Annotated in this window: 19 protein-coding genes; 5 read left to right on the plus strand and 14 right to left on the minus strand. The window is 44.0% G+C overall.

Going from position 1 to position 20199, the window contains the following annotated elements; all coding sequences use genetic code 11:
* Positions 1-4 precede the first annotated feature (4 nt).
* The 5 genes from KQH97_RS07220 to KQH97_RS07240 all read right to left on the minus strand — a co-directional run bounded on the left by KQH97_RS07220 (position 5) and on the right by KQH97_RS07240 (position 5012).
* Positions 5-2365, minus strand: coding sequence for a phosphoketolase (locus tag KQH97_RS07220; protein WP_117904974.1), 2361 nt, complete (start codon positions 2363-2365; stop codon positions 5-7).
* A gap of 260 nt (positions 2366-2625) precedes the next feature.
* Positions 2626-2946: an AzlD domain-containing protein gene (locus KQH97_RS07225; RefSeq protein ID WP_022288164.1), complete on the minus strand. Its 321-nt coding sequence runs from the start codon at positions 2944-2946 to the stop codon at positions 2626-2628.
* Entirely contained in the window at positions 2940-3650 is a 711-nt protein-coding gene (locus KQH97_RS07230; protein ID WP_216553646.1) for an AzlC family ABC transporter permease, read from the minus strand. Before KQH97_RS07230 ends, KQH97_RS07225 begins: the two co-directional genes overlap by 7 nt.
* A 34-nt stretch (positions 3651-3684) precedes the next feature.
* Positions 3685-4215 (minus strand): cysteine hydrolase family protein, encoded by a 531-nt coding sequence (locus tag KQH97_RS07235; protein WP_117927233.1) that lies wholly within the window; start codon positions 4213-4215, stop codon positions 3685-3687.
* 590 nt (positions 4216-4805) lie between these two features.
* On the minus strand, positions 4806-5012 hold the full coding sequence (locus KQH97_RS07240) for a DUF378 domain-containing protein (protein WP_022288161.1): 207 nt from the start codon (positions 5010-5012) through the stop codon (positions 4806-4808).
* A 273-nt stretch (positions 5013-5285) separates the two neighbouring features.
* Here KQH97_RS07240 and KQH97_RS07245 point away from each other — a divergent pair, with 273 nt between their 5' ends.
* A complete protein-coding gene (locus tag KQH97_RS07245) occupies positions 5286-6290 on the plus strand; it encodes an aldose 1-epimerase (protein WP_117927232.1) in 1005 nt (334 codons plus the stop codon).
* 112 nt (positions 6291-6402) lie between these two features.
* Entirely contained in the window at positions 6403-8862 is a 2460-nt protein-coding gene (locus KQH97_RS07250) for a glycosyl transferase (RefSeq protein ID WP_117927231.1), read from the plus strand.
* Between the two features lie 159 nt (positions 8863-9021).
* Here the strand turns inward: KQH97_RS07250 and argF are convergent, their stop codons facing one another.
* The 9 genes from argF to KQH97_RS07295 form a co-directional block, all read right to left on the minus strand.
* The gene (gene argF / locus KQH97_RS07255; RefSeq protein WP_195518374.1) at positions 9022-9936 is read right to left on the minus strand and encodes an ornithine carbamoyltransferase; all 915 of its coding nucleotides are present in this window, start codon (positions 9934-9936) and stop codon (positions 9022-9024) included.
* 77 nt (positions 9937-10013) lie between these two features.
* Positions 10014-11198: an aspartate aminotransferase family protein gene (locus KQH97_RS07260; RefSeq protein WP_216553647.1), complete on the minus strand. Its 1185-nt coding sequence runs from the start codon at positions 11196-11198 to the stop codon at positions 10014-10016.
* 32 nt (positions 11199-11230) lie between these two features.
* Positions 11231-12088, minus strand: a complete 858-nt coding sequence (gene argB, locus KQH97_RS07265) for an acetylglutamate kinase (protein ID WP_022288154.1) — start codon at positions 12086-12088, stop codon at positions 11231-11233.
* Positions 12089-12122: 34 nt separating this feature from the next.
* Complete coding sequence (argJ, locus tag KQH97_RS07270) at positions 12123-13379, minus strand: bifunctional glutamate N-acetyltransferase/amino-acid acetyltransferase ArgJ (RefSeq protein ID WP_216553648.1); 1257 nt, start codon at positions 13377-13379, stop codon at positions 12123-12125.
* 463 nt (positions 13380-13842) lie between these two features.
* Complete coding sequence (argC, locus tag KQH97_RS07275) at positions 13843-14790, minus strand: N-acetyl-gamma-glutamyl-phosphate reductase (protein WP_216553649.1); 948 nt, start codon at positions 14788-14790, stop codon at positions 13843-13845.
* A gap of 135 nt (positions 14791-14925) precedes the next feature.
* Positions 14926-15369, minus strand: a complete 444-nt coding sequence (locus KQH97_RS07280; RefSeq protein ID WP_216553650.1) for a hypothetical protein — start codon at positions 15367-15369, stop codon at positions 14926-14928.
* Positions 15350-16723, minus strand: a complete 1374-nt coding sequence (gene argH / locus KQH97_RS07285; RefSeq protein ID WP_118054070.1) for an argininosuccinate lyase — start codon at positions 16721-16723, stop codon at positions 15350-15352. Before argH ends, KQH97_RS07280 begins: the two co-directional genes overlap by 20 nt.
* A gap of 107 nt (positions 16724-16830) precedes the next feature.
* A complete protein-coding gene (locus KQH97_RS07290) occupies positions 16831-17265 on the minus strand; it encodes a pentapeptide repeat-containing protein (RefSeq protein WP_117876987.1) in 435 nt (144 codons plus the stop codon).
* 79 nt (positions 17266-17344) lie between these two features.
* Positions 17345-18580, minus strand: a complete 1236-nt coding sequence (locus tag KQH97_RS07295) for an argininosuccinate synthase (RefSeq protein ID WP_038672450.1) — start codon at positions 18578-18580, stop codon at positions 17345-17347.
* A 474-nt stretch (positions 18581-19054) separates the two neighbouring features.
* Between KQH97_RS07295 and KQH97_RS07300 the strand changes: the two genes are divergently transcribed.
* From KQH97_RS07300 to trxA, 3 genes are read left to right on the plus strand one after another with little or no spacing between them, the layout of a single operon-like run.
* Positions 19055-19591: a flavin reductase gene (locus tag KQH97_RS07300; protein WP_022288147.1), complete on the plus strand. Its 537-nt coding sequence runs from the start codon at positions 19055-19057 to the stop codon at positions 19589-19591.
* 30 nt (positions 19592-19621) lie between these two features.
* Positions 19622-19819, plus strand: coding sequence for a ferredoxin-thioredoxin reductase catalytic domain-containing protein (locus tag KQH97_RS07305; RefSeq protein ID WP_216553651.1), 198 nt, complete (start codon positions 19622-19624; stop codon positions 19817-19819).
* A gap of 17 nt (positions 19820-19836) precedes the next feature.
* Positions 19837-20160 carry a thioredoxin gene (gene trxA, locus KQH97_RS07310; protein WP_216553652.1) on the plus strand — a complete coding sequence of 108 codons (324 nt, stop codon included), beginning with the start codon at positions 19837-19839 and terminating at the stop codon, positions 20158-20160.
* The last annotated feature ends 39 nt before the right edge of the window (positions 20161-20199 follow it).

Here is a 20199-nt window from a genome sequence, read left to right on the forward strand (position 1 = left end):
TTTATCAGATATCCCATTTCCAATCTCTGATCTCAGGCATATCAAGACCATACTCAGCAATATACTGCTTGTGTTCAACAAGCTTGTCCTGCATAAGCTGGTGGAGATAAGCACCTGTGTTTCCAAGCTGTGGAAGTCTCTTGATAACCTCCATAACAAGGTGGAAACGGTCTATCTCGTTTTGAACTCTCATGTCGAATGGGGTTGTGATCGTACCCTCCTCGTTGTAGCCGCATACATAAAGGTTGCGGTTGTGACGATGATAGAGAAGCTCGTGGATAAGTGTAGGATAGCCGTGGAATGCGAATACGATAGGCTTGTCCTTTGTGAACAGTGCGTCAAAATCAGCGTCGGAAAGTCCGTGTGGGTGTTTTGACTGTGGCTGAAGCTTGAACAGGTCAACAACGTTGATAAATCTTATCTTTACCTGTGGAAGATTCTTTCTCAGGATAGTTACTGCTGCAAGTGCTTCAAGTGTAGGTGTGTCGCCGCAGCAAGCCAGAACAACGTCAGGCTCCTGACCCTGATCGTTTGAAGCCCATTCCCAGATACCGATACCCTGTGTGCAGTGCTTAACAGCCTGCTCCATTGTGAGCCACTGCTGTCTTGGGTGCTTTGATGTTACCATTACGTTTACATAGTTCTTTGAACGTATGCAGTGATCAAAGCATGACAGCAGACAGTTTGTGTCCGGTGGGAGATACATTCTTACAACGTCTGCTTTCTTGTTTGCAACATGATCGAGGAAACCCGGATCCTGATGTGTAAATCCGTTGTGATCCTGCTGCCATACGTTGGAAGAAAGTATGTAGTTAAGTGAAGCTATCTTCTGTCTCCATGGGAGCTGTGAAGTAACTTTGAGCCACTTAGCGTGCTGTGAGAACATTGAGTCAACTATTCTTATGAAAGCCTCATAGCTTGCGAAGAAGCCATGGCGGCCTGTGAGCAGATAGCCCTCCAGCCAGCCCTCGCACATATGCTCAGAAAGCATAGAGTCCATAACACGACCGTCAGCGGCAAGGAACTCGTCGTTGTCGAGCTTGTCAGCGTTCCAATCTCTGTTTGTTGCCTCAAAGACCTTGCCAAGTCTGTTTGACATTGTTTCGTCAGGACCGAAGATACGGAAGTTTCTGCTTTCTTCATTAAGCTTGAATATATCTCTTACAAATCCGCCAAGCTCTATCATATCCTGTGCTTCAACTGCACCAGGAGCAGGCACATCAATGCCGTATTTTCTGAAATCAGGAAGTCTGAGATCTCTCAGAAGAAGTCCGCCGTTGGCATGTGGGTTAGCACCCATTCTTCTGTCGCCTGTAGGAGCAAGCTCCTCAAGCTCAGGGATAAGTCTGCCCTCTTCTGTGAAAAGCTTCTCAGGGTGATAGCTCTTGAGCCAATCCTCAAGCATTTTCAAATGCTCAGGAGCTTCCATTGTCATCGGTACCTGATGCGCTCTGAATGTACCCTCTATCTGCTTGCCGTCTACTACCTTTGGACCTGTCCAGCCCTTTGGTGATCGGAATATTATCATAGGCCACTTTGGTCTTTCAGTAACGCCGTTTTCTCTTGCGTTCTTCTGGATAGCCTTTATTTCCTCGATAACAGTGTCAAGAGTTTCAGCCATGAGCTTGTGCATTGTCATAGGATCGTCGCCCTCGACAAAGTATGGCTTCCAGCCGCAGCCCTCAAAGAAGCTCTTTATCTCTTCATGAGAAATTCTTGAAAATACAGTTGGATTTGATATCTTGTAGCCGTTAAGGTGAAGTATAGGGAGTACGGCACCGTCAGTCTTAGGATTCAGGAACTTGTTTGAGTGCCATGCTGTTGCAAGAGGACCGGTTTCAGCCTCACCGTCGCCGACAACGCAAGTTGTGATAAGGTCAGGGTTGTCGAATACAGCACCGAATGAGTGTGCAAGTGAATAACCAAGCTCACCGCCCTCGTTTATAGAACCTGGGGTTTCAGGTGCAACGTGTGATGAGATTCCTCCCGGGAAAGAGAACTGCTTGAACAGCTTCTGCATACCCTCAATATCTCTTGAAATGTTAGGATATACCTCAGAATAAGAGCCTTCAAGATAGGTGTTGGCTACCATGAAGTTTCCTCCGTGACCAGGGCCTGAAATATAGATCATGTCAAGGTCATATTTCTTGATGACTCTGTTAAGGTGAACATAGATAAAGTTCTGACCAGGTACAGTACCCCAGTGACCAACTATCTTTTTCTTGACGTGATCCATTGTGAGCGGCTCACGGAGAAGCGGATTGTCAAGCAGATAGAGCTGACCTGCCGAAAGATAATTGGCAGCTTCCCAATACCTGTTCATTTTCTCCAAGAGCTCAGGAGAAATGTTCATTGTGTCTGACATTGCAATACCTCCATATATTTTGTCATAGTTCAAAAAACGGTAAACGTTTTCACACAATAAAATTATATCACAGCCTATAATTTTTTTCAAGGCAAGAATATGAAACTAGCCGAAAATTTTATACTCCATTTATGATATTTCATATGCTATATAAAAACAGTGATAATAAAGACCTCTCCGCATATAGCAGAAAGGTCTGAGCTTGTCAAATATCCAAAATTTATAGCGGGCGACCTCAGGTCACCCCCCTGCACAAAACTTTAGATAAGCTGACAAATAAGTATCACGCAGAAGCTTGCAAGGCAGGCAAATGCCGCAACTATGATAAGGCTTTTTTCCTTGAATGCAAGCACGCAGGCTGTTATAAGTCCTGCTATGGAAGCCGCAAGGTTTCCCGTTGAGAATAGTATGGACGGGAACGTCATTGCCCCAAGCACAGCATATGGCACATAGTAAAGAAAGCTTTGCACAAATCTGTTTGTTATCTTGCCCTTGAATATCACCAACGGCAGGGCACGAATAAGATAGGTCACTCCTGCCATAATGAAAAGATAAATGAAGAAATCTCTTATACTCAGCATTGACCGTCCTCCTCATTTTTCACAGGCATGAGAGCCGCCATTATTCCTGCGGAAAGAACGGTGCAGATTATTATGGAAAATCCTCCGGATACCTTATTAAGAATAGGCAGCCACTTGAAACAACAGCTAAGAAGAGCCGCAAATATCGCCGCCATTGCAATGCCCTTGTTTTTCTTTGCAGGCGGTATTATTATTGCAAGGAACATTCCGTATATTGCAATACTAAGTGCGCTTATGACTATCTCAGGAAGTATTTTTCCTGCCGCTGCACCTATAAGAGTCCCCAGCGACCAGCCTGCTACAGGTAAAGCGATAAGCCCATACATATACTGCCTTGAAACTTCACCTATATTTCCCATTGCCATGATAAATATCTCGTCTGTCACTCCGAAGCCTACCAGCCAGCGGTGTATTCCCGACAGTGACTTGTCGGCTTTCTGTGAAAGAGATATTGACATAAGTGCATATCTCAGGTTGATTATAAACTGCGCACAAGCCATTTCTATCCAGAAACCGCCCCCCGACAGCATAATGTCAAGTCCTGCGAACTGACCTGCCGAGGTCACGTTGCAAATAGAGATAAGCACAGTTTCCCACCAGCTCAGACCGCCTTTTACGCCTTGAAGTCCGAATGTGAACGATACCGAAAGATACCCCAAAGCAATAGGTATGCCGTCTTTAAGACCTTTTTTGAAACCACTCATAAATCATTCCGCCGAAGCGGAGTTCCCCCTCAAATCAAAAATTATCTATCCTGCACTGACATGACGCCATTGTAACAAGTGCCGCCTTGTGGCTTTCCTCTGTTACTCCTGCGCAGGCGTTTGCGTCAACTATGACCTCGCATTCAGGACAAAAAGCTTTTATTAGCAAAGCGTTTGATACCACGCAAATGTCTGTGCAAAGTCCGCAAAGCTCTATCTCGTCCCCTGCCTTTGCTATTTCAGCAAGGTGCTGTGCAAGCTCAGCCGAGCCGAATGTGCTTTTTTCATAGACCTCTGCGCTTCCACCGATAGCCTCAGCTACCTGAGTCTCAGGCTGCCAGCCCTCGGTGCCTTTTATGCAATGCTCCACAGGGAGCTTTTTTCCCTCAGGCGTTTCAAGATAATCCTTGAAATGCGTGTCAAGGGTCATGAATACAGTGCTGCCCTGAGCCTTGTAACTGCGTATTTTTTCACACACAGCAGGAACGATCATTTCTGCCATTTTTGAACCAAGACTGCCCGTGACAAAATCATTCTGCATATCAACAACTATAAGATATCTCATATTCTATTTACTCCTTTCTTTCACGACGAAAACGTTTTGACAGGTAAGAACTGACATATTGTTTTATTAGTCCATAAAGTAACATTATAACCCTAAAATATGAATTTTTCAACGTGTGCATAAAATGGGCAAAAAAAATGCTGAGCAACGGTGCTCAGCAGAAAATAAAATAAAAAAACTATGTGTAGAACAAAAGAAAGGAGACAACAAAACGGATGTTAAATCAAACAAATTATGTTCAATATCCTTAACATCAATTAAATTATAACCTCTTTTGTAGCGATAGTCAAGAAAAAGTTGCAAAGAACTTGTTAATTTTCTGAAAATTCGGGATTTTGCACAAATATTTCGTTGACATTATGCTAACAATGACATCTGCGTGAGGTCTGAACTTAATTCGACTTAAAAAAGTAAAATATCTTATCCATTTTTAGTGTCTGCGATGTTCAAATTTTAATGTTTAAAGCAAAAAAATAAGGTCATGACAGCAGGAAAGAGAGCCGATTTTAGAATATGCAGCAGGCAAACCCGTGATAAAATGCTGCCCTCTGAAACAAGCTCCCTCTCCTGCTGTCATGACCTGCAGGGGACTACTGCTCGGTGACAAGTCTGTTGTCTTTGAAAAACAGTGAAATGCACCAGATAGCCGAAATAGCTACCAAAACGTAGATGATCCTGCTTAGTATCGCTGCAGCGCCTCCGAAAAGAAATGCCACAAGGTCGAACTGGAAAATGCCCACAAGCCCCCAGTTTATGCCGCCTATTATGAGAAGCAGCAGTGCGATCCTATCTATCATGAGAAACTCCTCCTTTGATTGTTTAAAATATAGAGCAGTCCGTCTGTCAGCGGGCTGTTAATTGTAGTATTGTCATATTTTTTTGGATTATTCATTGAACGTTTGGTAAAAAACTACTAAAAAACACATCGAAAATTCTATATAAAAATCTGCGTTTTGTACTAGACAAAAGCGACGGGCTATGTTATAATAATTGTATGTTAATCGTTTAAGTAAAAATGTATGGTAAGGCGGGAGCAGATCATCGCTTTGCATTATGGGGGCGTTACTTTTTTGAATAATATAGACCTTAAATTCATGTTTAAAGATACGGAATGTGTCAGAATGCAGTCGGGAAAGTATTCCTGCGTTATCGCACCAAAACTTGGTGCTGCTGTGCTGAGGCTTCGTGACGAGGAAAACGGCATAGAGGTGTTCAGATATCGTGATGACTGCACTCTCAAGACTATAAATAAGGCGAGAGAGATATGGGGACTGCCTACTCTTTTCTTGCCTAATCGCTTTGATAAGGGCATTATAAAGACCTCTGACGCAGTGTATCAAATGCCTGTAAATGAGAAAAAGCTTGATAATTTTATCCATGGCTGGGTGCATAAGAGAGAACACGAAATAGAGTGTTATTCAACACAGGATAAAAAAGCTGTGCTTGTTACTTCTTATACCTTTGACAAGAATGACGAGATGTATTCTTATTTTCCGGTGGATTTTAAAATATCCTATACGTTTACGCTTTCTGAAAACGGTCTTTTGCAGGAGATATACCTGACAAACAACAGCGACAAGGCTCTGCCTGTTTCCATATGTACTCATACCTGCCTTAATGCGCCAATGTGCGACGGCGGCAGGGAGGAATCAATGAGAATGTGCGTGCCGATAATCGAAAAGTGCGAGCTTGACAAGAGATGTCTGCCAACAGAAAAGCTTTTGCCTCTTAAAAAGAAAGACCTTGAATATAAAGAGGGTACAAAAATGCCTACCCTGCATAATATCTCAAACGATATGTACACCGCAGGCATGAACAAGCTTGACGGTAAGGACTTCTATGGCTCTTATGTTGTGGATACTGACAATGGTCATAAGGTTTGCAACGAGGTGTCAAAAGAATTTAAGTTCTGGAATATGTGGAACGATAAGGGCAATAAAGGATATTTCTGCCCTGAACCAATGACAGCTATGATAAACTCTCCTAATCTCAGCCTGCCTAACGAAGTGAGCGGATATGAGGAGATAACAAAGGGTCACACATTCAAGTGCTGGCAGAGATTCTTTACTGAATAATAGAAAATGCAGTAGGGGTGAACTGAGGTCACCCATTGATATATGCATTTGTATGGGTTATAATTAAGAAATTAATTAACAATAGATAAAATACGAAAGGTGGAAATTATTGATGAAATTTGGTCATTTTGATGACGTGAAAAAGGAATATGTCATCAGCAATCCAAGAACGCCATATCCATGGATAAACTATCTTGGCACACAGGAGTTCTTCTCACTTATCTCCAACACAGCAGGAGGCTATTCCTTCTATAAGGACGCAAGACTGAGAAGAATAACTCGTTACCGTTACAACAACGTGCCTATCGACATGGGCGGAAGATATTTCTATATCAAAGACGGCGAAACTATCTGGAATCCGGGCTGGTCACCGGTAAAGACAGAGCTTGACGCTTATGAGTGCCGTCATGGTATGGGCTATACTATCATCACAGGTAAGAAGAACGGACTTAAGGCTGAGGCTACATTCTTTGTTCCTCAGAACTATAACGGCGAAGTTCAGCAGGTAGTTCTCACAAACGAGAGCAATGAAGAAAAAACATTCTCATTCTTCTCATTTGCAGAGTGGTGTCTTTGGGACGCTCAGGACGACTGCACAAACTTCCAGAGAAACTTCAGCACAGGCCGTGTTGAGGTAGTAGGCTCAACTATCTATCACAAGACAGAATACAGAGACAGAAGAGATCACTTTGCATTCTATACAGTAAATGACGAGATAGACGGCTATGATACAGACAGAGATTCATTTATCGGTCTTTATAACGGCTTCCATAACCCACAGGCTGTTGAAGCAGGCAAGGCTAACAACTCATTTGCAGACGGCTGGTCACCTATCGCTTCACACTACAAGAAGATAACACTTGCTCCTGGCGAGTCAAAGACTCTTGTATTTATCCTCGGCTATGTTGAAATGCCTGTTGACAAGAAATTCGAGGCTGACGGCGTTACTATCAATAAGGAAAAGGCTCTCGCAATGATCGAGCAGTATAACACTCCTGAAAAGGTAGCCGCAGGTCTTGAAGAACTCAAGGCAACTTGGGACAGACTTCTCAGCGTTATCAATGTTGACACACCTGATGACAAGGTAAACAGAATGGTAAATATCTGGAACCAGTATCAGTGTATGGTAACATTCAACCTCTCACGTTCCGCATCATATTTCGAGAGCGGTATCGGCAGAGGAATGGGCTTCAGAGATTCCAATCAGGATATCCTCGGCTTCGTTCATCAGATACCGGACCGTGCAAGACAGCGTATCATCGACATCGCTTCTACACAGCTTCCTGACGGCGGCTGCTATCATCAGTATCAGCCTCTTACAAAGAAGGGCAACTCCGATATCGGCGGCGACTTCTCAGACGACCCACTGTGGATGATCCTTTCAGTTTCCGCATACATCAAGGAAACTGGCGACTGGTCTATCCTTGACGAAATGGTGCCATACGACAATGACGAGTCAAAGGCTAAGCCAATGCTCGACCACCTTAAGGTATCATTCTATCACGTTGTAAATAACCTTGGCCCTCACGGTCTGCCACTTGCAATGAGAGCTGACTGGAACGATTGTATCAACCTTTCATGTTACTCTGACACTCCGGGCGAGAGCTTCCAGACTTATACAAATCCTAAGTTTGCAGCCGAGGGCGGCTACTCAAAGGTAGCTGAGTCTGTAATGGTGGCAACACTCTTTACATACACAGGTCCTAACTATGTGTCTATCCTCAAGCACCTTGGCAAGGACGATGAGGCTGCCGCAGCACAGGCTGAGATAGACAAGATGAAGAAGAACGTTATGGAATCTGCATTTGACGGCGATTGGTTCCTGAGAGCTTACGATTCCACAGGCGCAAAAATGGGTTCTAAGGAATGTGAAGAGGGTAAGATATTCATCGAGCCACAGGGCTTCGCAGTTATGTCTGAAATAGGCAAGGACGAGGGCGCTGACATCAAGACACTTGATTCTATCGACAAGTACCTCAATACAAAGTATGGTCTTGTTCTTAACAACCCTGCATACTCAAAGTATTATATCCAGTATGGTGAGATATCCACATATCCGGGCGGATATAAGGAGAATGCCGGTATCTTCACACACAACAACGCATGGATAATCTGTGCAGAAGCATACGCAGGCAGAGGCGACAAGGCGTTCGAGTATTACAGCAAGATAGCTCCTGCATTCAACGAGGAAATATCTGATCTTCATAAGACAGAGCCTTATGTATACGGTCAGATGATAGCTGGTAAGGACGCAAGCAGATTCGGCGAGGGCAAGAATAGCTGGCTCACAGGTACAGCCGCATGGAACATGGTAGCTATCTCACAGTACATTCTCGGAGTACAGGCTGACTTTGACGGCTTGAAGATAGATCCATCTATCCCTCACGAGTGGGACGGCATGACAGCAACACGTCAGTACAGAGGTGCAACATACAACATCACTGTTAAGAACCCTGACCACGTTTGCAAGGGCGTAAAGAGCGTAACTGTTGACGGCAAGGCAGTAGAGGGCAATGTTCTCCCTGTAGCTGAAAATGGTGCAACAGTAAATGTTGAGGTAGTAATGGGCTAAGCCATACTCTCATAAAAAATCAAAGGACGGTACTTTGTGTGCCGTCCTTTTTTATATCCAAAAATTTAGCCGTTCCTCTACATAAAAAAGTGCAAAGCAAAAGGGCGACCAAAGGTCGCCCCTACATTAAAGTTGCGTATATTAGACTTGCAGAGAAAATTATTCCTCAGGACCCATTACCTTGACCATAACGGCTTTCTGTGCATGAAGTCTGTTTTCAGCTTCCTCGAATATCTCATTTGCGTGAGCCTCGAATACCTTTTCGGTTATCTCCTCCTCACGGTGAGCAGGCAGACAGTGCTGAACCATTGCGTCAGCCTTTGCAACAGCCATGATATCGTCGTTTATCTGATAGCCCTTGAATGCGATCTTTCTCTTCTCTGTCTCAGCTTCCTCGCCCATTGAAGTCCAAACGTCTGTGAAAAGTACGTCAGCGTCCTTTGCAGCCTCAAGAGGAACGTCTGTCATTGAGAACTTGTCGCCGTAGCCCTTGGCAAATTCAAGAACCTCAGCAGCAGGCTGATAATCCTTAGGGCAAGCGATAGAAACTTCCATGCCTACCTTAAGTCCACCAACGATAAGTGAGTTTGCCATGTTGTTGCCGTCGCCTATGTAGCACATTTTCAGACCCTCGAAGCGTCCCTTGAACTCTCTGATAGTCATAAGGTCAGCAAGCACCTGACAAGGGTGGCAGAAGTCTGTCAGACCGTTTATTATTGGTATAGAGCCGTATTTAGCAAGATCCTCAACCTCTTTCTGCTCAAAAGTACGGATCATGATGCCGTCAAGGTAACGTGAAAGAACACGGGCTGTGTCCTGAACAGGCTCGCCTCTGCCTATCTGGAGGTCACGGTTTGAAAGGAAAAGTGCCTGACCGCCAAGCTGGTACATACCTGTTTCAAAAGAAACTCTTGTACGGGTAGAGGACTTCTGGAATATCATTCCGAGAGTTTTGCCTTTAAGAATGTGATGCTCGATACCGTTTTTGTTTTCGTATTTGAGCTGGTCTGCAAGATTGAGAATGTCGAGAATTTCCTCCTTGGAAAGGTCGAGCATTTTAAGTAAATGTTTCATAATATTTCCTCCGTAATTTGATTATTATTTGGTATTGCATATCAAACGGGCGAACACTGTTCGCACCGCACACTTTGTTATTTCTCATCAAGAACTTTTTTCAGTATAGCAAGTCCCTTGTCTATCTGCTCATATGAGATATTCAGCGGCGGCAAAAATCTCAGCTTGTCCTTTGCTGTGAGAATAAGAAGTCCGTTTTCAAAGCACTTGTTGAGCACATCAGCGGCTTTCTTGGTTTTGAGTCTTACGCCTATCATAAGACCAAGTCCGTCAACGCCCTCAACTTCGTCTATTTCTGCGAGCTTTTCTCTGAAATATTCGCCCTTTTTGCGAACTTCCTCAAGAAACTCAGGCTTTGTCACCTTGTCAAGAACTGCGTTTCCGCCTGCGCAGGAAATAGGATTTCCACCAAACGTCGAGCCGTGTGTACCCTTGCCAAGTACCTCACTGCACTTCTTGTTAGCAAGGCACACGCCTATTGGAACACCGCCTGCAAGACCCTTTGCAAGTGTGGTTATGTCAGGCTTTACGTTGTAAAGTTCAGATGTGAGGAGCTTGCCTGTTCTGCCAACGCCTGTCTGTACCTCGTCTGCGATAGTGAGTATATCCCTCTTTGCACACTCAAGCATGATAGTGTTCACAAAGCTCTGCTGAAGAGGTATAACACCGCCCTCGCCCTGAACGAATTCAAACATTACAGCGCAAACCTTGTTGTCAAGCTTGTTGAGCTTGTCCATAAGATCGTCAATATCATTAGCGATAACATTCTCAAATCCGCCAACGAACGGGAAGAAGTAGTTGTGGAAAACCTTCTGACCTGTTGCGGAAAGAGTGCAAAGCGTTCTGCCGTGGAAGCTGTTTACAAGGGTGATGATGATATTTCTCTCAGCGTCCTTGCCGTATTTGTCAAAGCTGTATTTTCTTGCAAGCTTGATAGCGCACTCGTTAGCCTCTGCGCCCGAGTTGCCGAAGAACATTTTCTCATAGCCTGTTGCCTCGCAAAGTCTTTTTGCAAAGTCAGCCTGTACCTTTGTGTAATAGTAGTTTGAGGTGTGCTGTATCTTGTGTGCCTGATCGCAGATAGCGTTCACCCAATCCTCGTCGCAGTAGCCAAGGCTGTTTGTGCCGATACCGGAGCCGAAGTCGATGTACTCTTTTCCGTCCTCGCCAACAGCCGTCTGACCATGACCGCTTTCCATAACAAGACCTATTCTGCCATAGGTCTGCATAACGTGTTCGTTGAACTGTTCTATGGTGTTCATTTTTATCACTCTTTTCAATATGTATTGATATTTTATATAAACTGTGTACCGATACCCTCGTTAGAGAGCAGCTCGATAAGTATCGAGTGCGGTACTCTGCCGTCAATGATAGTGGTCTTTTTAACGCCACGTCTTACGGCTTCAACACAGCAGTCTATCTTTGGTATCATTCCGCCGCTTATGATGCCTTTCTTTTTGAGATAAGGTACATCGCTGACGTTTACCTGTGGGATAAGTGTGGAATCATCGTCCTTGTCCTCCAGCAGACCAACTATATCCGTCATAAGGATAAGCTTTTCCGCTCTCAGACAAGAAGCAATTCTCGCCGCCGCAGTGTCAGCGTTGATATTGTAAGACTGTCCGTCCTCGCCAACGCCAACTGTGGAGATTATAGGAACATAACCGTTGTTCAGTGCGTCAACTATAGGCTTTGTTGTTACCTTTTTGATGTCGCCCACAAAACCAAGGTCTACCTCGCTGTCAAGCTTCTGCGCAAGTATCATCTGCCCGTCACAGCCGCAAAGGCCGAGAGCCTTTCCGCCATGAAGCTGCAAAGCGCACACAAGCTCCTTGTTTACCTTGCCGCAAAGCACCATTTTAACGATATCTATAGTTTCTGCGTCAGTGTATCTCAGTCCGTTTATGAACTTGCTTTCAATGCCGACTCTTTTGAGCATTGCGTTTATCTCAGGACCTCCGCCATGAACAAGAACTACCTTTATGCCTACCTCGCTTAGAAGCACGATATCGCTCATAACAGCTTCCTTAAGCTCAGCGTTTGTCATAGCGTTGCCGCCGTATTTTACAACGACTATCTTGTCGTGGTATTTCTGAATGTGCGGCAGAGCGTCAATAAGTATCTGACTTCTGATTTTATTGCTTATGTCCATTTCTCATTCTTCTTTCCTATACTGATTTTATGTCTTAGCTTCTGTAATCGCCGTTTATCTTAACATAATCATATGTAAGGTCACAGCCCCATGCAGTGGCAGTGCCGTTGCCGTCGCCGATAGAAACGCTTATTGTTATCTCGTCCTCAAGAAGAACGGTCTTAGCCACCTCCTCAGAGAACTCTATGCCTGCGCCGTTGTGGCAAACGTGTATCTCTCCTGCCTTTGATGACAGTGAAACGTCTACCTTGTTTATGTCAAAATCAGCTTCAGCGTATCCAACAGCACAGAGTATTCTGCCCCAGTTAGCGTCAGCACCGAACATTGCGCACTTGAAAAGCGGTGAACATATAACGCTCTTTGCAACGATTATAGCAGTGTCAAGGTCTTTTGCACCTGTTACAGTACATTCAAGAAGCTTAGTTGCGCCCTCGCCGTCCTTTGCGAGCATCTTAGTAATGTTCATCATAACGATATAAAGAGCTTTTTTGAACACCTCGTAGCTCTCACCCTCGGCCGTTATCTCAGGGTTTCCTGCAATTCCGTTAGCCATAACAGCGCAGGTATCATTTGTTGACTGGTCACCGTCAACTGACAGGCAGTTATATGTTATCTTCACTATCTCAGTGAGTGCCTTTTTGAGCATTTCAGAAGATACAGCGCAGTCTGTAGTGATAACATTTAGCGTAGTCGCCATGTTAGGGTGTATCATACCGCTGCCCTTGCCCATGCCGCCAACGTGGCAGATCTTGCCGTCAAGCTCAAACTCAACAGCCACTTCCTTTTTCACTGTATCAGTAGTCATGATAGCAATAGCGGCTTTTTCGTTGCCCTCATAGGAAAGTCCCTCATAAAGCTCGTCTATCTTAGCTTCGATAGGTTCAAGAGGGAGTATCTGACCGATAACGCCTGTCTGAGCGATAAGAATTTCCTCAGGCTTAACGCCCATTTTCTCGGCAGTCATCTCGCACATTTTGTAAGCCTTTTCCTCACCGTCAGCGTTGCAGGTGTTGGCATTTTTGGAGTTAAGGATAAAGCCCTTAGCCTTGCCGCCTGTTTTAGCAAGATTTTTCTGAGAAACAGTAACAGGAGCACCCTTGACCTTATTCTGAGTAAAAACGCCGGCGGCTGAACACATAACGTCAGACTCCACAAGGCAGAGGTCAGGCTTTTTTGTAGGGTTTTCCTTTATGCCGCAATAAAGACCGTTAGCCTTAAAGCCCTTTGCAGCACACACGCCGCCGTCTACATACTTATAGCCGTCGAAATTTTTCTTTGATATCTCTTTCATATTCAAAACTCCTTACAAAATTTTCACACTAATTAGATCAGGACAGATTTTTTCTATTAATTATTTCTGTAGGGGCGAACAGCGTTCGCCCGCTTATTTTTTCCGCACTTTTATATTCGCACTCATTGGTCGGGAATTGCTCTCCTTTGTGGGGGAGCTTATTGTCGCCGTTGGCGAGTCATTTGAAGACGCTTCGCTGTTCAAATGACAAAAGCGGCGGAGTTTTGTTGGTTTTTAGGCTTGGTTGAGAAAATTTACTTCGGTTTGTTTTATTTTTTTGTTCGCCGCTTTTTTTAGACCGTACTTTTGTGGTGGGGGCTCTGCCCCCTGTTGGGTTTGATTTTGCTTTTGGCTTTATTTTGCCCCCGCTGGGGCTGCTCGCCCCCGTCCCTCGGCAGGGCTAACGCCGCCCTGCACCGGCGATTTTTTGTGCGGTGCTTTTGGTTTGTTTTTTGCTTTTTTGTTATTCCAGACCCGTTGCTTCGTTTATCCCCAACATTATATTCATATTCTGTATTGCTGCGCCGCTTGCACCTTTTCCAAGGTTATCAAATCTCGACATAAGCAATATCTGATCTTCATTTCCGCAGACAAATATCTGCAAATTATTTGTTCCTGCCAATGTATTCGCTGCGATAAATCCGTCAGGAAGCGTTTCCGTTCCTCCAAGCTCCATTACCTTAACGAAATGCTGACCAAGATAATGCTCCGCCATTATTTCATGGATATTCTCAGGTGTATACTTCTTTGTCAGACATCTTGTCACCAGCGGCACAGAAACGACCATACCATTATAATAGTCGTCCACTATCGGATTGAACATAGGCTTATATTTAAGTCCGCACACCGCCTGCATTTCAGGGATATGCTTGTGCTTCTGCCCAAGTGCATACTGACGTGGAGAATACATTTCCTTTGTTTTATTTTCGCTCTCCATAGCGGCTATCATTTTCTTTCCACCGCCGCTGTAGCCTGAAACTGCATGGCAGGTAACAGGATAATCCTCAGGAAGCACTCCTGCCTTTACGAGAGGATAAACAAGGCTTATAAAGCCGCTTGCATAACAGCCTGGGTTTGCAACTCTTTTTGAATTGCGGATATTCTCTCTATGCTTTTCGGAAAGCTCAGGGAAACCATAGTCCCAAGCAGGGTTTGTTCTGTGGGCGGTAGAAGCGTCGATTATCCTAACATCAGGGTTTGTGCAAAGTGAAGCCGCCTCTATTGCCGCTGCGTCAGGCAGGCAGAGAAAAGTGATATCCGATGAGTTTATCATCTTTGCTCTCTCGTTCACGTCCTTACGCTTTTCCTCGTCAATGAGCATTATCTCAACGTCATTTCTGTTCTGAAAACGCTCATATATCTGAAGTCCCGTTGTTCCCTCTTTGCCGTCAATAAAAACTCTTGTTTTCATTTTTCTTCATATCCTTCTAAAAAACTTTATGATTTTGTCTGCCAATAATCTGTATGCTCATGCAAAGGCAAACTTTTGTAGGGGCGAACAGTGTTCGCACGTTTGGCTGACAGCTCTTTAGCCGTCTGCATACTTTTAATTATCGTCCAAAATGTTCTTGTATTCAGGTTCTTTTTTCAGCTTTTTACGCTTTTTATCTTCTTTTGCGGCGTTTATTGCGTACTTATCCGCAAAGCAGTTTCCAAGACCTGCAGCGAAGCCTGCGGTCAACACAGTGAGTACGATAAAGTTCGGCACTACCGACCTTGCTTCCTCCACGAAGATATATTCTATCACCGAAACCGCTATCATCACAGGTGCAACATACCATTTCAAGCCGTAGTTCTTAGCGTGTCGGTAGCAAGCCCACCATGTACACACAGGGTACACTACCGTAAATCCCACCGCAAACAGCGGATATATCACAAAAAGCTTAGCCGTAAAAAGCCACATTATAACTGTCGCAAGCTCCCACAGCACAAGATATAGCAGTGCCGTCTTAACAGGGGAGCGGTGTTTATCAAAGCTTATTTCTGACATATTCTATCTGAGCTTTTACAGACTCAGGCGCAGGACCGCCTGCCGCTTTTCTCTGCATTACGCAGGTGTCAAGGCTGATAGCGTCATAAACGTCCTTGTCAAAGTTGTCAGTAAGCTTCTTGTACTCCTCCAATGGGAGAGTTTCAAGGGTGCAGCCCTTTTCAATGCAGGTGTGAACGAGAGTGCCCGTTATCTTGTAAGCGTCCCTGAAAGGCATACCCTTCTTAACAAGATAGTCAGCGCAGTCTGTAGCGTTGATAAAGCCCTTGGCTGCGGCGTTTCTCATGTTCTCAGGGATAACTCTCATTGTGGCGAGCATCGGGTCGAACGTTTTAAGACAAAGCTTAACAGTGTCGATAGCGTCAAAGATAGCCTCCTTGTCCTCCTGCATATCCTTGTTGTATGCAAGCGGCAGACCCTTCATCATAACGAGCAGTGTGTTAAGGTCGCCGTAAACTCTTCCTGTCTTTCCTCTTATAAGCTCAGTAACATCAGGGTTTTTCTTCTGCGGCATGATAGACGAGCCTGTTGCATAAGCGTCGTCAAGCTCGATAAATTTGAACTCCCATGAGCACCAAAGGATTATCTCCTCAGAAAATCTTGAAAGGTGCATCATAAGCAGTGAGATAGCTGAGCAAAGCTCAATGCAGAAATCTCTGTCTGAAACGCCGTCAAGTGAGTTCTGTGTTATCTCGTCAAAGCCAAGCAGGTCGCAAACTCTCTGTCTGTTTATAGGGTAAGTTGTGGAAGCCAGCGCACCACTGCCCAAAGGCATGATGTTCGTTCTCTTGTAGCTGTCCTCAAGTCTTGAAATATCTCTCAGAAGCATATTTGCATATGCCATAAGGTGGTGAGCAAATGTGATAGGCTGTGCCCTCTGAAGATGAGTATATCCCGGCATAACAGTTGTGAGATTTTTCTCTGCAATGTCAAGGATAGTGTGTTCAAGCTTTTTCACAAGCTCGATTATCTCTTTCGTTTCGGCTCTGAGTATCATTCTCACGTCAAGAGCTACCTGATCGTTTCTTGATCTTGCCGTGTGAAGTCTTTTGCCTGTGTCACCGAGCCTTTTGGTAAGCTCAGCCTCAACAAACATATGAACGTCCTCTGCAGTAGGGTCGAACTGTAATTTGCCCTCGTCGATATCCGCAAGAATACCCTTAAGTCCCTGGACTATTTTTTCGCTTTCGTGCTTTTCGATTATACCGCACTCGCCAAGCATAGTGGCGTGTGCCATAGAACCCTCTATATCATAGCGGTACATTCTTGCGTCAAAGGAAATAGATGAATTGAAATCATTGACTCTTTCGTCAACTTCCTTTGTAAATCTTCCTGCCCACATTTTTCCTGCCATTTTAAAACCGTCCTTTATGTTTATTTCAAGTTATCAAATATAAAAAATGTATGGGCAAAATGACCCCAAAGGATCATCCTGCCCCAATACATTTCAATAAGTGCGGATCACATTTCCTTTTCGTGCTGTTCAAGCAGCTTCTGGATATCCACGCCGTTGATCTTCAGACCGTCTATCTTGCAATCGTTTATCTCAACGTTTGTAAGGTCACAGTGAATGAACTGTGAGTTCTTAAGATCAGGATTTTTAAACTCAACATTGTTCATGATAGAGCAGCCAAATCTCGAGTTGCTGAGATTTACGCCCAAGAACTTTGTGTTTACCATATACATATCTGCAAAGTCGCTTTCTTTCATGCTGACGTTGTTGAAATGTGTCTCATCCATATTAACGTCATCGAAAACGGCTTCCTTAAGATTTACGTTCGAGAACTTTGCTCCGCCGAGGTTTACGTCCTCAAAAGAGGAGTTCGGCAGGCTGTCATAAGAGATCTCGACCTTCTTGTCTATTGCAGGCTCAAAAATGCTGTTGTTATCTGACATATCAAAACCTCCGTGAAAAATATTATACAAACTTTTTAAGGCTATACACCTTTATGCTCTGTGAAGCAGAGCGTCACTATTAGTCCTTCTTAGCGTTTCTCTTCTGCTCGAGTTTAGCTCTTACCTTGATAGGCAGACCGAAGAGGTTGATAAATCCTGCTGAATCAGCCTGATTGTAAACATTGTCCTCATCAAATGTAGCAACTTCTTCATCATAAAGTGTGTATGGAGATGTTACGCCTGCGTTTATCATGTTGCCCTTGTAAAGCTTCAGTTTAACGTCACCTGTAACAGTCTTCTGTGTTTCTGTAACAAATGCGCTCATAGCTTCACGAAGAGGAGTGAACCACTGACCATTGTAAACAATGTCAGCAAACTTGATTGAAAGATACTGCTTAACTCTTGCAGTTTCCTTGTCAAGTGTGATAGTTTCAAGAACTTCATGAGCCTTGTAAAGGATAGCTCCACCTGGAGTTTCATAAACGCCTCTTGACTTCATGCCAACAAGTCTGTTCTCAACAAGGTCAGCAAGACCGATACCGTTTGCACCGCCAAGCTCGTTAAGCTTTGTAACAAGCTCCTTGCCGTTCATCTCAACGCCGTCAACTGCTGTTGGGATACCCTTTTCAAAGTGGATAGTTACATAAGTTGGCTTGTCAGGAGCCATGATAGGTGAAACGCCCATTTCAAGGAAGCCCGGCTTCTCATACTGTGGCTCGTTTGCAGGATCTTCAAGATCCAGACCTTCGTGTGAAAGGTGCCAAAGGTTCTTGTCCTTTGAGTAGTTTGTTTCTCTGTTTATCTTCAGAGGAATGTTGTGAGCCTCAGCATACTCGATCTCCTGCTCTCTTGACTTAAGATCCCAGATTCTCCAAGGAGCGATTATCTGCATATCAGGAGCGAAAGCCTTGATAGCAAGCTCAAATCTAACCTGGTCGTTACCCTTACCTGTGCAGCCGTGGCATATAGCGTCAGCACCCTCCTTGATAGCGATCTCAGCTATTCTCTTTGCAATAATTGGACGAGCAAATGAAGTGCCGAGGAGGTACTGGTTCTCATAAACAGCGCCAGCCTGTACTGTTGGATATACATAATCCTCGATGAACTCTTCTGTAAGGTCCTCGATATAGAGCTTAGAAGCGCCTGTCTTGATAGCCTTTTCCTCAAGACCGTCAAGCTCTGTGCCCTGACCAACGTTTCCTGAAACAGCGATTACTTCGCAGTTGTTGTAGTTTTCCTTGAGCCACGGAATGATGATAGATGTATCAAGTCCGCCGGAATAAGCAAGGACAACTTTTTTGATCTCTTTTGCCATAACAAAATTCCTCCATTGTATGTAGTAAGTATGTTTGTATAATATTTTCACGGCTTTCATGCCGATAAAATTATTATACACCTTTATACAGCATTGTCAAGTGCTTTTGCATAAAAATTTTATATTTATACACATTTTAAGGCTTTTTAATATATATTTTCGGACAATATACAATTTATTCTGTATAAACTTCAAAAGATATACATATCGAGTATTGCAACGGCATAAAATAAAACAGCTAAACCAAAAACACAAAAACAGCTTTACAAATACCTAATTCAATTATATCACTATTCTTCAAAAAAAGCAACACAAAAAAGCCCTGTTTAACGATTTTTGTACAATATTTCAGGGTTTTCAAGGGGTTGCAATTTCATAAGAAATGATATATAATATACTCAGACGTCTTCTATACGATATTGGTGTACAATAAGTATGATAAGTCTGACATAATACTGAAAGGCGGTAATGAAAATGAGCAGTTTCAACGGTTTCAAAGAGGTAACAGAAAAGCTTGACGCCATTGACTTCAATCCATACAAAAAGATAGGCAAGGAGTGGTTTCTTGTAACAGCAGGCGACGAGAGTGGCTGGAACACAATGACAGCTTCATGGGGCTTTGCAGGCGTTATGTGGGGAAAGAACACCTTCACCACAGTTATAAGACCACAGAGATATACAAAGGAATTTATCGACAAGGCAGAATATTTCACCATAAGCTTTTTCAAAGAGGAGTATAAAAAGGCACTTTCATTCTGTGGCTCACATAGTGGACGTGACTGCGACAAGGCAAAGGAAACAGGTCTTACCCCTGTGTTCGTGTCTGAAAACGGCGTGGAGGTAACAGCTTTTGCGGAAGCTGATATGGTGCTTGTGTGCAAAAAGGCTTATGTTCAGGAGATGAAGCCTGAGTGCTTTGTTGACACTGAAAACGATGAGAAATGGTATTCTGACAAGGATTATCACTATCAGTATATCGGCGAGATTGTAAAGGCATTTGTCAAGGAATAATCTAAGCATATCTGCAAAGGATAGGTAGTAATGGTACGTCTTAATGATGATAAAGAAATGGTAAAGAGCATAAAAGAGGGGCTTAAACGCACAGGTGGCTATTGTCCGTGCAGGATACAGCGCACAGAGGAAAACAAGTGTATTTGCAAAGAGTTCCGTGAGCAGATAGCCGACCCGAATTTTGAGGGCTTCTGCCATTGTATGCTCTATTACAAAAGCAAGGATTAGAAAAGGAGCTGTGAAAAATGTCTGTAAAGGTCATAACAAAGGATAATTTTGAAAACGAAGTAATGCACTCGGAAAAGCCTGTCCTGCTTGACTTCTGGGCAGCATGGTGCGGTCCGTGCAAAATGCTTTCACCGCTGGTGGATAAGTATTCTGAGGAGGACAGTTCTGTAAAGGTGGGGAAGGTCAACGTTGACGAGGAAAACGAGCTTGCAGCCGCTTTCGGTATCTCGAGCATACCTGCCCTTTTTGTTGTGAAACATGGCAAGGTAGTTGCTTCAACTGTCGGCTATATGCCTGAGGAGGAGCTTAAAGCTTTCGTGGCTTCGGCAAAGGCAAAGTAAAAACAGTTTATCATAACCTAACAAAGCAAAGTGTATGGG

This window comes from Ruminococcus sp. MSJ-25 (assembly GCF_018917825.1).
GTDB classification, from domain to species: domain Bacteria; phylum Bacillota; class Clostridia; order Oscillospirales; family Ruminococcaceae; genus Hominimerdicola; species Hominimerdicola aceti.

Bases quoted from the DNA above. Each gene is read 5' to 3' on its own strand.
- KQH97_RS07250 (WP_117927231.1), top strand. From the start codon at position 6,403: ATGAAATTTGGTCATTTTGATGACGTGAAAAAGGAATATGTCATCAGC.
- KQH97_RS07230 (WP_216553646.1), bottom strand. From the start codon at position 3,650: ATGAGTGGTTTCAAAAAAGGTCTTAAAGACGGCATACCTATTGCTTTG.
- KQH97_RS07240 (WP_022288161.1), bottom strand. From the start codon at position 5,012: ATGATAGATAGGATCGCACTGCTGCTTCTCATAATAGGCGGCATAAAC.
- KQH97_RS07290 (WP_117876987.1), bottom strand. From the start codon at position 17,265: ATGTCAGATAACAACAGCATTTTTGAGCCTGCAATAGACAAGAAGGTC.
- KQH97_RS07295 (WP_038672450.1), bottom strand. From the start codon at position 18,580: ATGGCAAAAGAGATCAAAAAAGTTGTCCTTGCTTATTCCGGCGGACTT.
- trxA (WP_216553652.1), top strand. From the start codon at position 19,837: ATGTCTGTAAAGGTCATAACAAAGGATAATTTTGAAAACGAAGTAATG.
- KQH97_RS07300 (WP_022288147.1), top strand. From the start codon at position 19,055: ATGAGCAGTTTCAACGGTTTCAAAGAGGTAACAGAAAAGCTTGACGCC.
- argH (WP_118054070.1), bottom strand. From the start codon at position 16,723: ATGGCAGGAAAAATGTGGGCAGGAAGATTTACAAAGGAAGTTGACGAA.
- argC (WP_216553649.1), bottom strand. From the start codon at position 14,790: ATGAAAACAAGAGTTTTTATTGACGGCAAAGAGGGAACAACGGGACTT.
- KQH97_RS07225 (WP_022288164.1), bottom strand. From the start codon at position 2,946: ATGCTGAGTATAAGAGATTTCTTCATTTATCTTTTCATTATGGCAGGA.
- KQH97_RS07280 (WP_216553650.1), bottom strand. From the start codon at position 15,369: ATGTCAGAAATAAGCTTTGATAAACACCGCTCCCCTGTTAAGACGGCA.
- KQH97_RS07260 (WP_216553647.1), bottom strand. From the start codon at position 11,198: ATGAACACCATAGAACAGTTCAACGAACACGTTATGCAGACCTATGGC.
- argF (WP_195518374.1), bottom strand. From the start codon at position 9,936: ATGAAACATTTACTTAAAATGCTCGACCTTTCCAAGGAGGAAATTCTC.
- KQH97_RS07235 (WP_117927233.1), bottom strand. From the start codon at position 4,215: ATGAGATATCTTATAGTTGTTGATATGCAGAATGATTTTGTCACGGGC.
- argJ (WP_216553648.1), bottom strand. From the start codon at position 13,379: ATGAAAGAGATATCAAAGAAAAATTTCGACGGCTATAAGTATGTAGAC.
- argB (WP_022288154.1), bottom strand. From the start codon at position 12,088: ATGGACATAAGCAATAAAATCAGAAGTCAGATACTTATTGACGCTCTG.
- KQH97_RS07305 (WP_216553651.1), top strand. From the start codon at position 19,622: ATGGTACGTCTTAATGATGATAAAGAAATGGTAAAGAGCATAAAAGAG.
- KQH97_RS07220 (WP_117904974.1), bottom strand. From the start codon at position 2,365: ATGTCAGACACAATGAACATTTCTCCTGAGCTCTTGGAGAAAATGAAC.